12 protein-coding genes are annotated in these 14173 nt (G+C 59.1%); 5 read left to right on the forward strand and 7 right to left on the reverse strand.

What is annotated here, in order from left to right:
- Positions 1-2: 2 nt before the first annotated feature.
- Positions 3-1361, forward strand: coding sequence for an extracellular solute-binding protein (locus DSM3645_RS00155; RefSeq protein ID WP_002649925.1), 1359 nt, complete (start codon positions 3-5; stop codon positions 1359-1361).
- The gene (locus DSM3645_RS00160; protein ID WP_002649926.1) at positions 1358-2182 is read left to right on the forward strand and encodes a carbohydrate ABC transporter permease; all 825 of its coding nucleotides are present in this window, start codon (positions 1358-1360) and stop codon (positions 2180-2182) included. The genes DSM3645_RS00155 and DSM3645_RS00160 overlap by 4 nt, the downstream gene beginning before the upstream one ends.
- Before the next feature lie 6 nt (positions 2183-2188).
- On the opposite strand, the gene DSM3645_RS00165 is transcribed toward DSM3645_RS00160, so the two are convergent.
- The gene (locus tag DSM3645_RS00165; RefSeq protein ID WP_002649927.1) at positions 2189-3292 is read right to left on the reverse strand and encodes a glycoside hydrolase family 16 protein; all 1104 of its coding nucleotides are present in this window, start codon (positions 3290-3292) and stop codon (positions 2189-2191) included.
- Positions 3293-3444: 152 nt separating this feature from the next.
- Between DSM3645_RS00165 and DSM3645_RS00170 the strand changes: the two genes are divergently transcribed.
- Positions 3445-3663: a hypothetical protein gene (locus tag DSM3645_RS00170; RefSeq protein WP_002649928.1), complete on the forward strand. Its 219-nt coding sequence runs from the start codon at positions 3445-3447 to the stop codon at positions 3661-3663.
- On the opposite strand, the gene ppk2 is transcribed toward DSM3645_RS00170, so the two are convergent.
- From ppk2 to pdxA, 4 genes are all read right to left on the reverse strand, one after another.
- On the reverse strand, positions 3660-4514 hold the full coding sequence (gene ppk2 / locus DSM3645_RS00175) for a polyphosphate kinase 2 (protein ID WP_002649929.1): 855 nt from the start codon (positions 4512-4514) through the stop codon (positions 3660-3662). The genes DSM3645_RS00170 and ppk2 overlap by 4 nt on opposite strands.
- A 284-nt stretch (positions 4515-4798) precedes the next feature.
- Positions 4799-5779, reverse strand: a complete 981-nt coding sequence (locus tag DSM3645_RS00180; RefSeq protein WP_002649930.1) for an NAD(P)/FAD-dependent oxidoreductase — start codon at positions 5777-5779, stop codon at positions 4799-4801.
- Positions 5780-5805: 26 nt separating this feature from the next.
- On the reverse strand, positions 5806-7020 hold the full coding sequence (locus DSM3645_RS00185) for a PQQ-dependent sugar dehydrogenase (protein WP_002649931.1): 1215 nt from the start codon (positions 7018-7020) through the stop codon (positions 5806-5808).
- Between the two features lie 96 nt (positions 7021-7116).
- The gene (gene pdxA, locus DSM3645_RS00190; RefSeq protein ID WP_002649932.1) at positions 7117-8151 is read right to left on the reverse strand and encodes a 4-hydroxythreonine-4-phosphate dehydrogenase PdxA; all 1035 of its coding nucleotides are present in this window, start codon (positions 8149-8151) and stop codon (positions 7117-7119) included.
- Positions 8152-8298: 147 nt separating this feature from the next.
- Between pdxA and DSM3645_RS00195 the strand changes: the two genes are divergently transcribed.
- Positions 8299-9096, forward strand: a complete 798-nt coding sequence (locus DSM3645_RS00195; protein ID WP_002649933.1) for a PhzF family phenazine biosynthesis protein — start codon at positions 8299-8301, stop codon at positions 9094-9096.
- A gap of 3 nt (positions 9097-9099) precedes the next feature.
- Here DSM3645_RS00195 and DSM3645_RS00200 read toward each other — a convergent pair whose 3' ends face one another.
- Positions 9100-10776 carry a sulfatase-like hydrolase/transferase gene (locus DSM3645_RS00200; RefSeq protein WP_002649934.1) on the reverse strand — a complete coding sequence of 559 codons (1677 nt, stop codon included), beginning with the start codon at positions 10774-10776 and terminating at the stop codon, positions 9100-9102.
- Positions 10777-10892: 116 nt separating this feature from the next.
- Positions 10893-12566, reverse strand: a complete 1674-nt coding sequence (locus DSM3645_RS00205; RefSeq protein WP_002649935.1) for a phytoene desaturase family protein — start codon at positions 12564-12566, stop codon at positions 10893-10895.
- Positions 12567-12720: 154 nt separating this feature from the next.
- Between DSM3645_RS00205 and DSM3645_RS00210 the strand changes: the two genes are divergently transcribed.
- The gene (locus DSM3645_RS00210) at positions 12721-13878 is read left to right on the forward strand and encodes a hypothetical protein (protein ID WP_040351422.1); all 1158 of its coding nucleotides are present in this window, start codon (positions 12721-12723) and stop codon (positions 13876-13878) included.
- Positions 13879-14173: the final 295 nt, after the last annotated feature.

Here is a 14173-nt window from a genome sequence, read left to right on the forward strand (position 1 = left end):
ACATGAACCGCAGCACCTTTCAAATCGCCGCGATCTTGTTGCTGTTAGCCGTCGTCGCCTATGCGGCGTCGCGCGGCGACAATCGGCAGCCGCCGACTCCGCCCCATCGTAACGAGGTGCTGTTTTGGCATTTCTGGGGAGGCGCAGATCGCACAACGGTCGAGGAGATCGTCCGCCGCTTTAACGCGTCGCAAGACCAACACTTCGTGCGCGCGGTGGCGATGCCCGGCAACAATCTGGACTTAAAATTTTTCTTAGCGGTGGCCGGCGGCGATCCTCCGGATCTGCTGAACATCGACGATCCGGTGATCGCCGACTGGGGCGCACGCGGCGCGATTCAGCCGCTCGACGCTTTCGCTCCGGCGGACGAAGTAGAACAAGCCGCCGCGTGGCTCTTTCCTGCTGCACGACGCTTGGCGACCTACGACGGCCGCTTGTACGCATTGCCCAACGGACTGGATGTGCGCGCGTTGTACTATCACCAGACGATGCTTGACCAGTATGGTCTGAAGCCCCCGCAGACCTTGGCCGAGCTGGATCAAATCGAAGCGACCATTGCGCCCCCCGGCGCGGCCAGCTATGAGCGGCACGGGTACCTGCCTGACTCGCGCCGCCTATGGGCGTGGGGCTACGTCTTTGGCGGGCAGTTTTATAACGAAGCGACGCATCAGGTCACCGCCGACGATCCGCAGCTGATCGCCGCGCTAGAGTGGATGGTCGGTTATCGCCAACGTTATGGGCCGGCCGAGATCGCGGCGTTTCGCCAGGGGGATCAATCGCTCCCAGGCAAAGCGTTTCCGCTGTTGGCCGGTCGCTACGCGGTGGTGATGGATGGCCAATGGCGCGTGCGCGACATCCGCGCCTTTCAGAAAGCGCAGCAAGAGCGCGGAGAACCGCTCACGGAGTTTGGCGTTTGCCCCTTGCCGCCGCCCCGCGGCGGACTGCAGCGAGCTGGTTGGGTGAACGGCAACAATTTTGTCGTACCGCGCGGCGCCAACAACGCCGCCGGCGCGTGGGCGTTTATGAAATTCTGGAGCGGGCTCGGGCATGAAGCGGAAGCGGCCAAGACCTGTGTCGCCGGCGGCTGGATTCCTGTCTCGGCTCAGGTCGCGCAGCAGGCCGAATTTCAAACGTTTCTGCAGGCCGAGCCGATGTTCGCCCAATTTGTCGATTTGGCCGGCAGCGAAAATCAGTACCCGGTTCCCGTCGTCCCGGCAGGCGCCTTTTTCAACAACGAGATCAAAAGCGTCGCCGAACGCGCGATGTTGCGAGCCGCAGCGCCTGATTGCCGAACGATGCTGCAAGACGCGACTCGCGTGATTCAACGACAGATCGACGCAGCCCAGGAGAACGACCGGTGAAGCTGAACCTGGCGGAGAAAGTGTTGGCCTATGCGGCGCTGCTCTTGGCGGCGGTGCTCTTGGCGGGCCCGCTGGCGATCCTCTTTTTCTCGTCGCTGAAAACGCCGGCCGAAATTCAATCGAACCCGCATGCGCTGCTGCCGCAAATCTGGCGATGGGAAAATTATGGGGATGCGGTCACGGCGATGCCGTTCTTTTTGTACCTGCGAAACACGCTGTTGATCTGCTTGGGCTCGGTGATCGGGACGGTCATCTCTTGCTCGATGGCGGCGTACGCATTCTCAAAACTTCAATGGCCCGGCCGCAATCTGCTGTTCGGCGTCTTGATCGGCACGATGCTGCTGCCGTGGCACGTGACGATGATCCCGCGGTTTTTGCTGCTCCGCGAAGTCGGGCTCTACAACACATTGGGCGCACTGATCGTGCCTACTTTTTTGGGAGACGCATTTTCGATCTTTTTGCTGCGGCAGTTCTTTCGCACGATTCCCGAAGATCTGAGCGAAGCGGCCCGCATAGACGGATTGGGTGAATGGGGAATCTTCTGGCGAATCATTTTGCCGCTGTCGAAGCCGGCGGTCGCAACCGTGGCGCTGTTTCAGTTTATCGCCGCTTGGAACGACTTTAGCGGTCCGCTGCTGCTGTTGAGCGACAAGCGGAACTTTCCGCTGGCGTATGGGCTCGAACAGTTCGTCAGTTCCTACAGCGATCAAACGCATCTGCTGTTGGCGGCGGCGACGTTATTCACGTTGCCGATCGTGATCCTGTTCTTTCTGACGCAGCGAACATTCTTGAAAGGGATCGCGACGACGGGACTGAAGTAGGAAAGCTCAGCGAATCTCGCGGCCTTGCTCATCCATGTTGTTTTTTAGATCGTCGACGATGACGCCGCGGACGTCGCCGGGATCGTCGTACTGCCAAACCTTGACCGAGGCGAACTTGATCGCCGCAGTTTTCCAAGGCGCCGGCCCCGCCCAATCGGGCAACCAGACGCCCAAGTTCAACTGCGCGGCCATGGCCGGAACAAAGCGATGGTTCTCGGCGATCTTCTGGCCGTCGAGATAATGGACCGCATAGTCGCCGGTGTAGAGAGCGTAGCGATCAGGGCCAAGACGCTTGAGCGGGTTTCCTAGGTAGTCATCAAACGGAATGCTCTTGTCCTGAATCCAGAAGAAACCATCCTGCTCGGCGACCATCTTGTCGGTCACGCTGGGCAGCTCTTGCAGTTTGGTGCGCCACTCGGTGACATACGTATGATATTTTCCATCGATAACATGCGACACGTCAAACAATAGCGGCTCATGCCGATTTTGACAGAAGGTGTTGTACATCGCTTGCGAGAAGTCGCCCCCTTTGCCGAACTCCGGAAAATCGAGTTCCGACCAATACTCGTTGGCGCCCAGTCCGTACGCTTTCATGTGCGGGTTGTACATCGGCTTGTCGGGCTGAAACTCTGCGAGCGGCTCGTCGCTGGCATGCACCCAGCGATAGCCATAGGTCCACATCGCCGGGATGGCGCCGCGCGGCTCGCGCGGATTTTTGGGACCGCCGTCGTGCGGCTTGTCGTCGCCCACTTTAGCGACGATCTCAATCCGCCCCGAGGCGAAGAACGGCTTGCTGACGATCACGCCGCCGACCCGATCTTTGCGCCCCCACATGCCGATCACGTCGCCGGCGTATTGATCACCGTGAGCGGTGCAGACCAGGACGTTTTTTTGCTCTCCGTCGATCAGGTCCTGCTCGATAGCGACATTTTCGGGGACAACCCCATGATTGCCGTTGCCCCACTTCTTACGCAGCACGTACCACTTCATCGGGTCGATCGCGCCGGCTTGCCAATCTTCCGAGAAGACGAGTCGGGCCTGGCCGGGCGGCGCCGGCAAACTGGATGGCAATTCGGCGGCTGATAGCTTGAGCGCAGCACAAATGGACATTATCACGAAGAAAAGCAGCCGCATGGATCGCATGACGAGAGCTCAAGACGAGGGATTGTGAAGCAGAGCCGAGCTTACCTTGCTATGATACTCTCAGCGATGAAGGTTACTCGCAAACGATAACAATTTACCCGCGGTTGGGCGCATTCCTCATGAAAGAAGACTTTAGCGGCTTTTGTTCCGCCGGCCCTGAGAACGCCCAGCGAGCGATTGAAGAAGCCCATCAAGCGGTGGTCGAGGAACTGCAGGTTTGTCTCGAAGCGGCGACTGACGACGCCGAGCGCGAAGAGATCGAAGCGGCGATCGCCGACGCGGTGGCCGAAAAGACGCGCGTTCTAAAACAGCTCTTCGCGCCCAAGAACTGCTTCTAATAGGGCTCGGGAATAAAACGGCGTTCGCCCCGCAGGTTATTGACATACGTTTCTTTGTCGTCTCGCTCCGGCAGCTTAATTTTCTTGTGCGGCACTTCCTGGTAGTCTCCCACGCTGAGCAAGTGCGAGATGCAGTTGAGATGGGCGCGACGTTTGTCATCGGAAGAGACGACGTACCACGGCGCTTCTGGAATGTCGGTCGCGGCCATCATCGCATCGCGCGCCTTGGAATAGTCGAACCAATGCTTGCGGGCTTCGATATCCATCGGGCTAAACTTCCAACGTTTGTCCCGTTGCTTGAGCCGTTTCTCGAAGCGGCGTCCTTGCTCTTCGTAGCTGACCGAAAACCAGTACTTCAACAGATGGATGCCGCTACGGATCAACATCCGCTCAAACTCCGGTGCGCTGCGGAGAAACTCATGGTATTGCTCGTCCGTGCAGAAACCCATGACCCGCTCGACGCCGGCGCGGTTGTACCAGCTCCGGTCCATCAACACGATCTCGCCGGCCGACGGCAAGTGGGCGACGTAGCGCTGAAAGTACCACTGCGTCTGTTCGGTGTCTGACGGCTTGTTGAGCGCGACGATCCGGCAGCCGCGCGGATTGAGTCGCTCCGAGATCCGTTTGATCGTGCTGCCTTTGCCGGCGCCGTCGCGGCCTTCAAACAAGACGACCAGTCGCGTCCCTTGAAGCTTCACCCATTCCTGCGCTTTGACCAGCTCGACCTGCAGCTTCTCCAACGCTTTTTCGTAATGCTTCTTCTTCAAACGATCTTTCGGATCACGCTCGGCGTCGAAGTCATACGCGGCGTGTTTGTCAGGATGTGCTTTCGACTTGGAGCGTTTGTTCATCGAACCAGCGTTTCTACAGAAGAGGAGAGGACTGCGCCGTACGACTTGCCGGGGTGCGTCTTAGAAATGGTAGCATACGCAGCGGCCGACTGTCGTGCGAATCATGCCGGTCGTAACGACGATGTCCATTCGCGTCGCGCCAGCGATGGCGCTGAGAAATGCGACCTTCGCGCCGGCGGCGCAACTGAAGACGAGCAGGAAGTTCCACCAGACGAAAAACGATCATGCTCCACGAATCGTTCATTCCATTCCTTTCTTCAGAGGAAAAGAGCTTTACAACTGCGTCAGGTCTCCCACTGGGTGACTGCTTCGGCCAGCGCGAGACCGCTTAAATAGGCGCCTTCCACTTTCGCTTGCTGACACCAATCGCCGCCGATCGCCAAACGGACTTCTCTGTCCGCCAAACAGCCGACGCTCAGCGGCTCTGGCGGGATCGAATAACGCCAGCGATGGGCTGTTTGATAGGCGACGCGGGGCAGCGACAAACCGGTCGCCGCCGCGAGCGCTGCTAACATCTGCGGCGCGATCTCCTCAGGCGATTGTTCCAAACACTGCGTGCTCCACGACTGCGAAGCATGCAGCACCCAGCAATCGCGCGAAGCATCACGCTGCGGCTTGCTGCTGTTGCGGGCAATCCACGACAACGGCGAATCATGCACAAACGCGCCATCCAACGGCAACGGCAACCGCTGCTCAAATTGGACAAGCGTCGCCCAGCAGGGGTTCAGCGTGACTTGCTCTACTTGCGCCGCGTAGGTTGGCGCTACGTCGCACAGCAGATCCGCCGCTTGCGCTGGGGGAACGGTGCAGACCAAAGCGTCAAACGGACCCAACGTTTCGCCGCTTTCGTCGGTCAGCGACCAACCAGCGCCAGATCGCGCGACAGTTTGCACGCGCCGTGAGAGTTGGACATTCAATCCAGCGGCGAGCCGCTTGGCCGGCGCATTCATCGCCGGGACGCCGACATAACGGACGGGGTTGGTCTCAGGCGTCGAGACTTCGCCGCTTTGAAGAACGCCGATCGCCCCCTTCCAGGGAGCGATCACGCCGGCAGCGACCCACGCTTCGACTTGTCGCTGGAAGCGTGGATCGCGCGCGGTGAAATACTGGGCGCCGTGATCGAAGTGAAGATCTTCGACGCGGCGCGTCGACATGCGGCCCGCCGGGCCGCGGGCCTTGTCGAACAAGTGGACGTCATGTTGAGAAGAGAGCTCTCGGGCACAAATCAAGCCCGACATTCCGGCGCCGATAATTGCGACTTTCAAGCTCTTTTCCCTGTGGAGTTCGCTACTTACTTCTTCGATTGAAATCGATACAGCGTGCCATATTCGCCGAAGATCGCGCTGACGATCACGTCGCCTGACTCATCTTCGCCAAAGGTGACGACCGGCGGATTCGACGGGTTGGCGATGCGATAATTGGCGCGCACCTTTTTTGCCTCCAGGTCGTAGTCCAGCGCCCAAACTTTACCCGTCACGTAGTCGGCGTACAAGTATTTTCCGACCAACTCGGGAACCGCCGTACCGCGATAGACCAGGCCGCCGGTGATCGACTTGCCGACGTCGTGATTGTATTCCCAGATCGGTTCGATCATCTTGTCATTCGCTGCGACGCCGCTGTTCTTGAACTCGTGGAAACCTTCTCGTTTGTTCCAACCGTAATTTCCGCCTTTGACGATCAGGTCGATCTCTTCCCAGATGTCTTGGCCAACTTCGCCGCACCACAGGACGCCGGTCTTATGGTCAAAGCTGAAACGCCAGATGTTCCGCAAACCGTAGGCGTAGATCTCCGGCTGAGCGTCTTTCACGCCGACAAACGGATTGTCGGCCGGAATCGCATAGTTCTTGCCATCGGCTTGATGATCGACGTCGATTCGCAAGAGCGAACCGAGCAGCGTCGACAGGTTTTGACCATTTCCGGTCGGATCGCCGCCGCTGCCGCCATCGCCCAGGCCAATGTACAGATAGCCGTCTGGACCAAACTTGATCGTCCCGCCGTTATGATTCCAAAACGGCTGCTTGATCGTCATCAACACTTTTTCGGAAGCCGGATCGGCCTTGTTCGGATCGTCCTTCGAAACGGAGAACTCCGAAATCACCGAGAGTTGTTTTTCTTTCTCGGTCGTGTAGTAAACATAGAACTTGCCGTTCGATTTGTAGTCAGGATGAAACGCGAAGCCGAGAAAGCCTTCTTCGTTTTGACGCGGGTTGAAGTGGACATTTTTCTCGATGTCGAGAAAGACCTCGGTCGTTTCTCCTTCCACTTCATCCTTGGGCATGATGTGAATCACCCCTTGTTGCTCGGCGATGAACAAGCGCCCGCTGCCGTCGGCGGCGTTGGTGATGATCAACGGTCGACGGATGCGCAGGTTCTTGAACGTGCGGACCATCTCGACGGTGTCGAGCGGCGTTTCCGAGAAGGCGACCGGCGGCGCCTCTTCGGCTCGCAGCGTAGCGATGGATAAGACCAACAGAACAAACAGCGAAAGCGTTCGGCGAAGCGGCATGGATGCGACTCGTGTGGTTGAAACGGCGGAGAATTGGGTACGCAGCTATTCTAGCTTCCTCCGGCGCCCCTTTCCACGTGCCGATTTCCAGCGAAATCAGGCCAATCCGCCCAATTCGGGGGAACACGATTCCGCCGGTTCGGTCGCTAGTCGCGACGCCAGACGGACCGCTTCGATCAAGCTGGTCACTCCGGCTTTCCCTTGCCATGCGATATCAAACGCCGTACCGTGATCGACCGAAGTGCGGATAATCGGCAACCCCAGCGTGATATTGACCGCCACATCAAACGCCAGCGCCTTCAGCGGGATGTGTCCCTGATCGTGGTACATGCAGATCACGCAATCCGTCGTCGCGCGACGCTCGCGCAAGAAAACCGTATCAGGCGGAAACGGCCCCGCGATATCAATTCCTATGGCCTGCGCCGCCGCGACCGCCGGAGCGATGATCCGCTCTTCTTCCGAATTGCCGAACAATCCGTGCTCGCCGGCGTGGGGATTGAGCCCGCAGACCAGCATTTTTGGCGCTCGGCCGCGAATCCGGAGCATCGCCTCATGACTCAGTTGAATAACTTCGACAATTCGCTCACGCGTCAGCAGCGCCGGAACTTCGGCGTAGCCGACATGCGTCGTCACAAAGCCGCAAGTGATCTCTGCGGAGGTCAGCATCATGCAGATGCGGGCCGAGTCGGTCTCGTCGGCGAAGATCTCGGTGTGCCCTGGATAGTGGACGCCGGCGGCGCGCAGCGCCTCTTTGTTGATCGGTCCGGTGCTGATCGCGTCGACATGGCCTGCTTCGGCGGCGCGAATCGCCGCCAAGATATAGTCGTAGCAGGCCTGACCACACGCGGCCGAAATCTGTCCCGGCGTAACGGCGTCCGCTTCGATCGCTTGCAGATCATAAATCGCCGGTTCGGTCAGCGCACGCAGCGAGTCAGCGCCGCGCCGGGCGTCGATAATCGTTGCGCACATCGGCAGGTTCAGTTGGGTCGCGACCCGGCGCAGTAGTAGCGCGTCGCCAAAAACGATTGGCGTGCAGTAAGCGGCGACTTCGGGATGGGCCAGCAGACGCAGGGCGATCTCGGGGCCAACTCCAGCCGGATCCCCCATCGTAACGGCGATTTTTGGTTTCATGAATCTAGCAGGCAAAGTGCGACATGCGATGACGTGCCTCTATTAGAATCGGATCGCTCGTCGACCGCTAGGAAGGCGAACCCACTACCGAGTCGACTTGTCACTCCCCTACAGCAGTTCCCCGCGCCCAGACTCACGAGACGTCCTATGCCGCAGACACTCTATCAAATCGACGCATTTACGGCGCGGCCGCTCGCCGGTAATCCAGCCGCGGTCTGTTGGCTAGAGCAATCGTGCGAAGATCGCTGGCTGCAAGCAGTAGCGGCCGAAATGAATCTTTCGGAAACGGCTTTTCTCTGGCAAGAGGAAAGCCGTTTTCGTTTGCGCTGGTTCACTCCGGCCGTCGAAGTCGATCTGTGCGGGCACGCAACACTAGCGGCGGCTCACTTCTTGTGGGAAACCGGCAAAGCGGCGACCGATGCGACGATCGAGTTCAACACGCGCAGCGGGGTGCTAACCGCGGTGCGAATTAACGACCGCATCGAGCTTGACTTTCCGATCGACGAAATCGAAGCTGGCGATCCGCCGACGGGCTTGATCGCCGCTTTGGGCTGCAAGCCGATCGCGACCGGCCGTAATCGCCGCGATGTGTTGGTGGAAGTGGCGAGCGAAGCGGAGCTGCGCAGCGTTGCCCCCGACTTTCGCCGCTTGGCCGAAATTCGCGCACGCGGCGTGATCGTCACCTGCCGCGGCGACGGCGAGAACTACGAATTCCTCTCGCGATTCTTCGCGCCGGCTTGCGGGATCGACGAAGATCCGGTGACCGGCTCGGCCCACTGTGCGCTGGTGACCTACTGGGCGCCGAAGTGGAAAAAACAAACGCTGCGAGCGTTTCAATGCTCGCAGCGCGGTGGAGAGTTGGAGGTGACGTTAGATGGTGATCGAGCCAAGTTGCGCGGCGCAGCGGTCACCGTACTACGTGGAGAGTTGGACGCTTCGTGGTGACAACTACGGCAACGTCAAGCTAAAGTCCAAGACGTTGTCTCCCTTGACGATCTTCACCATCAAAAATGTCTGCTGGAGATTGGTATAGCGGGAAGGAAGTTTCGGACTGCTGATCGTCACCCTGAAATCGCCGGTCGGCGATCCGTCGCGATTGTCCGGCGTCGACATCTCGTACTTTCCATTTTCGTCGGTAACGCCGGTTGCTCGGGTTCCCCCTTTGCCACCATAGAAAGTAATTGTGGCGCCAGCCAAGGGCTGGCCTTTCAGCGTCACCGTTCCGCTTGTTGAATTCAGTTTCGGCTTCTTGGCGGTCTTGGCCGGTTCCTTCTCGGCATCTTTCGCGTTCACCATCGGCAACCACTTGGCCAGACGTTTTTTCACGGCGTCGTTTTTCGGCACTTCGGCAACGTTGGTCCATTCCTGCGGATCCTCTTGATGGTCGTACAGCTCTTCACTTCCATCGGCGTAACGAATGTAGCGCCAGCGCTCGTCGCGGACCGCGTGATTGTTTTTGCCGTGCGTGGTAATCGCCGGCCGATCCCATGCGGCGGCGGGATCTTTCAAAAGCGGCGCCAGACTTTGGCCTTCCACAACTTTCGGCGCGGTCAGCCCGCATAGTTCGGCCAGCGTCGGATAGAGATCCAACAGCGTGACCGTGCGCTCGCAATGCTGATTGGGCTTCGTCATGCCGGGGGCAATGATCAATAGCGGCACGCGATCCGCTTCTTCCCAAAGCGAAAACTTGCGCCAGTGCTGCTTCTCGCCCAAGTGCCAACCATGATCTCCCCACAGAACGATGATCGTGTTGTCGGCGTAGGGACTCGCTTCGAGCGCTGCGATCAAGCGCCCGACTTGGGCGTCGGCGAACTCAATGCTGGCCAGATAGCCTTGCACCGCTTTCGCGTAATTGTCGGTCGACGTCACCTTCTTGTGATCGCCGTTCGGCTTGGCGATCTTGACGCCTGCCTCCGGCACATCGGCCAGATCGTCCGCTTTGATTTGCGGCAGTTGAATTTGATCGAGCGGGAAGTGCTCGAAGTATTCTTGCGGCACAAACCAGGGCAGGTGAGGGCGGTAGATCCCGCAGGCCAAAAAGAGGGGCTTATCGTGCTTCTGTCCCAGCTGATCGATCGCCCAATCGACCATTTGATAGTCGCTCATCTCGGCGTCTTGGGCGTCGACCGGGCCCCAGTCAAAGTGTGACGTCTTGGGGATGCCGTTGGCCGGCAGTTGTTGCGGTTTGGGATCGCCGGTCTGTTTCAGATACTCGTCCCACCCACTGTCTTCGCGATACGAACCATGGAAGATCTTACCGCACCCAAGGACGTCATAGCCGTTTTGTTGATAGAACTGCGGCAGCGTCACCGCATCCGGCATCGCTGGGCGCCAGGGCTGATTGTTGTGATAGACGCCGGATGTCGACGGCGCAATGCCGGTCAGCAGCGAAGCCCGCGACGGATTGCAGGCCGGCGCCGAGCAATAAGCCCGCTCGAACAAAACCCCTTGCGCCGCCAGGCGATCAATGTTCGGCGAACGAGTTTGCGGATGCCCTCCCAAGCAGCCGACCCAGTCATTCAAATCGTCGACGGCGATAAACAACACGTTCGGCGGATCAGCGGCGGAGGTTAGATTCAGCCAGAGCGGCAGCAATAGGGCGGCGCAGGCAAGATGTCGCAACATGGGTCAAGCTCCGGGGGCACGGATATCTCAGGTTGACGCATGGATGCGCCGAGAGCTTGTATTATTGTCGAAAAACGCCGCCGCTTCATCCCAGACTACGAATTCTTGCCGATCTCCTAGTAATCTCGCAGCATTTCGGTCGCCGCGTTCTTGCCGGCGGCGCCCATGACCCCTCCGCCGGGATGGCTGGCGGCGCCGCACAAATAGAGCCCGGCGATCGGCGTGCGATGATCGGCCCAGCCGGGGACGGGCCGCGTGACAAAGAGCTGATTAAAGTTCATCGCGCCTTGCATGATATTTCCGCCGGTGATGCCAAACGTTCGTTCGAGATCCAGCGGCGAGAGAACCTGACGATGCAAGACCGAACCGGGAACATTCGGCGCGTACTGCGCCAGAACCTCGACGCAGCGATCAGCGAACTTTTCTTTGATGTCGTCCCACGATCCTTCGCGCAGTTTGTACGGAGCGTACTGCACAAACATCGACAGGATATGCTGACCCTCGGGCGCGATCGAATCATCGACCGACGTCGGCATCGTCATTTCCAAGATCGGATTGGCGCTTGGTCGTCCATACTTGGCGTCGTCGTAGGCCAGCTCAAGATAGTCGATGTCGGGCGAAATGTGCATCGTCCCGTGATGATGCTCGGCGACGCCGGTCGAAGGGACAGCGGTAAAGTTTGGCGGCTCTGAGAGAGCCAGATTGATCTTGGCTGACGCCGATGCGTAGTCGATATTTTGGATCGCCGTTAGAAACTCTGGCGGCAGTTGATCGGGATCGAGGAATTTTTCAAACGTCCAATGTGCGTCGATGCTGGAACCGACAAATTCGGCTTCGATCGTTTCTCCGCCGGCCAGTTGAACTCCGTGGACTTTCCCCTTGTCGACCAAGATGCGCGAGACCGACGTTTCGCGGCGAATGTCAACGCGGTATTGTTGGCACGCTTTTTCGAGCGCCGTCGCCAGACCGCCCATGCCGCCGCGCACGTAACCCCAAACGCCTCGTTTGCCGCCGGCTTCTCCCATCACATGATGCATCAGCACGTAGGCGGTTCCCGGCGCCGAGATCGACGCAAAAGCGCCGATGATCGCGTCGGTCGCTAACGTGGCGCGGAGCGGTTCGCTTTCAAACCAACGTTCGACAATCGGCCGCGCGGCGCCGGTCAACAGTTCCAGCGCGGCCGGCATATCGGTTCCCAACTTGCCCAGCTCGCTATACATATCCCACAAACGGCTCGCGTCGCGCAGTCGCTTGCTGACCCCAATTTTTCGCCAACTTTTGGGCATCGGCAGCGGATCGGGCGCCGTACGTGACAAGAGCGGTTCAATCACTTTCGCGACCCGCTCCAGCAGCGCGTTGTATTGCGGATAACGCTCGGCGTCGCGTTGACTGAATTTGCTGATTTCTTTTTGCGTCGCTAACTCGTCATGACGCAGCAGCAGCGACTGACCGTCAGGCGTGGGGGTAAACGACGACGGATCGCGCGGCAAGATCGCCAGACCGTGCGATTTGAGTTGCAGGTCGCGGATGATCTCCGGCAGAAAGAGACTAATCACGTAGGCGGCGGTCGACACCTTAAAGCCGGGCCACAGCTCTTCGGTGGTGCTGCATCCGCCCAGAACGTGCCGACGCTCCAGCACGCAGACTTTTTTGCCGGCTTTGGCCAAATAGGCGGCCGTGACCAGACCATTGTGTCCGCCGCCGATTATCACGCAGTCGTAGTATTTTCCGCCAGCCATCGCCGCTCCGCCGAGAGGAGAAATCGTGCCGTTGTCAATAACGCCTAGCATCGCCCTGATGCGGCCCGCAAGTCGAGCGCAGTTTTTCTGGTCGCTAGAATCGCTACGATCGAAACCTGCGGCTTTCTTCACTCGCGCGGCCCGGCTTGATACGATAGAACGATCCGCTTTGTTCCCATTCGGCCCGCCTTCAGGAGATCTCGCTTTGTCCGCCAGCCCTTACGATGAAATTCGGAGCGCCCTCGATCAGCAAGGCGCCGAGGCGGCGCTCCAGCGACTTTCGGACGAGTTCCGCAAAGAGAAGAAGCACTACGAGCTATTCGAATCGCTCAAAATGCTTGCGCGGTTACGACTCGGGCTGCCGCTGCTGTACGCCGACGCCGGGGAAGACCTGTCCGAAGAAAAGCGGGACGCGCTGGAAGATGCGTTGATCGAGATCTGCCGCGAGGTCGGTACGCTGCTGCTGGACGAAGGCAGAATTCGCGAAGGTTGGTACTATCTGCGACCGGTCGGAGACAAAGAGCCGGTCCTGCGCGCCATCCGCGATGCCGACTTTGACGAAGAAGATACGCTCGACGACGTGATCGAAGTTGCGCTGCACGAAGGGATCGCCCCCGAGTTGGGCTTTGGTTTGCTGCTAGAGCATCACGGCACCTGCAATGCGATCACCACGTACGAACAACAGTTCGCCGGGCTCCCTCCGGCGCGACAGCAACCGCTCGCGGCGAAGTTGCTGAAACATTTGCACGACGAACTGAGCGCGACCCTGAAAGCGGACATCGCGCATCAAGAGGGATCCGATCCGACCGAAGCGACATTGGCCGAGATGATCGCGCCGCGCGATTGGCTGTTTAGCACCGGCGGCTATCACATTGACGCGAGCCATCTAGCGGCGACCGTCCGCTTTGCCCGCGTGTTGGATGACCCCGAACTGTTGCGGTTGGCGCTTGATCTCACTGCTTACGGAGAACGTCTCGATCCGCAGCTGCAGTATGAACAGCCGGTTCCGTTCACTAGCACCTACCCGCATAACGCGCTTTTCTTTCAGGCGTTGCTGGGCGAAAACTACGACGAGGCGCTGAAGCACTTTCGCGAAAAAGCGGAAGCGAGCGACATTCGCCGCGAAGGTTCGTTGGCGATCGAAACCTACATCTCGCTGTTGGCCCGCACCGGCAAAGCGAGCGAAGCGCTGGATGCGGCGCTGCGGATGATTCCGGAAGGAGTCCATACGATGGGAATCGCCCCGACGTTGGTCGAGCTCTCCAACGCGTCAGGCGACTACGAAAAACTGGCCGCATTTTGTCAGAACCGCAACGACATGCTGGGATTTATCACCAGTTTGTTGCAAGCGAAGTCGCAGTAGGAGAAGCTCACTTCCTCTTCGTAGCCCGCAGCGCAAGTATTGAAATTGCACTATTTAGCCAGATGGAGTCGGGCTGGCCCAGATAGCTCCGCTATCTGGGCCGACGAAGCCGGTAGGAAGCATCGGCCTGCGGTCGGACTTACTACGGGGGCAGCTCCACCGTTTAAGATGGCGAAGAATCCCTGAGCTGCTTACCGGGAACCAATGCTGCTTACGGCTGCGCCGCCCCGATAGCGGAGCTATCGCGGCCAACCATGTACATAGCGCAACTTCAAAATGGGCGCAACGCTCTCGT

Origin of the sequence: Blastopirellula marina DSM 3645 (assembly GCF_000153105.1) — a bacterium.
Classification (GTDB): Bacteria; Planctomycetota; Planctomycetia; order Pirellulales; family Pirellulaceae; genus Blastopirellula; species Blastopirellula marina.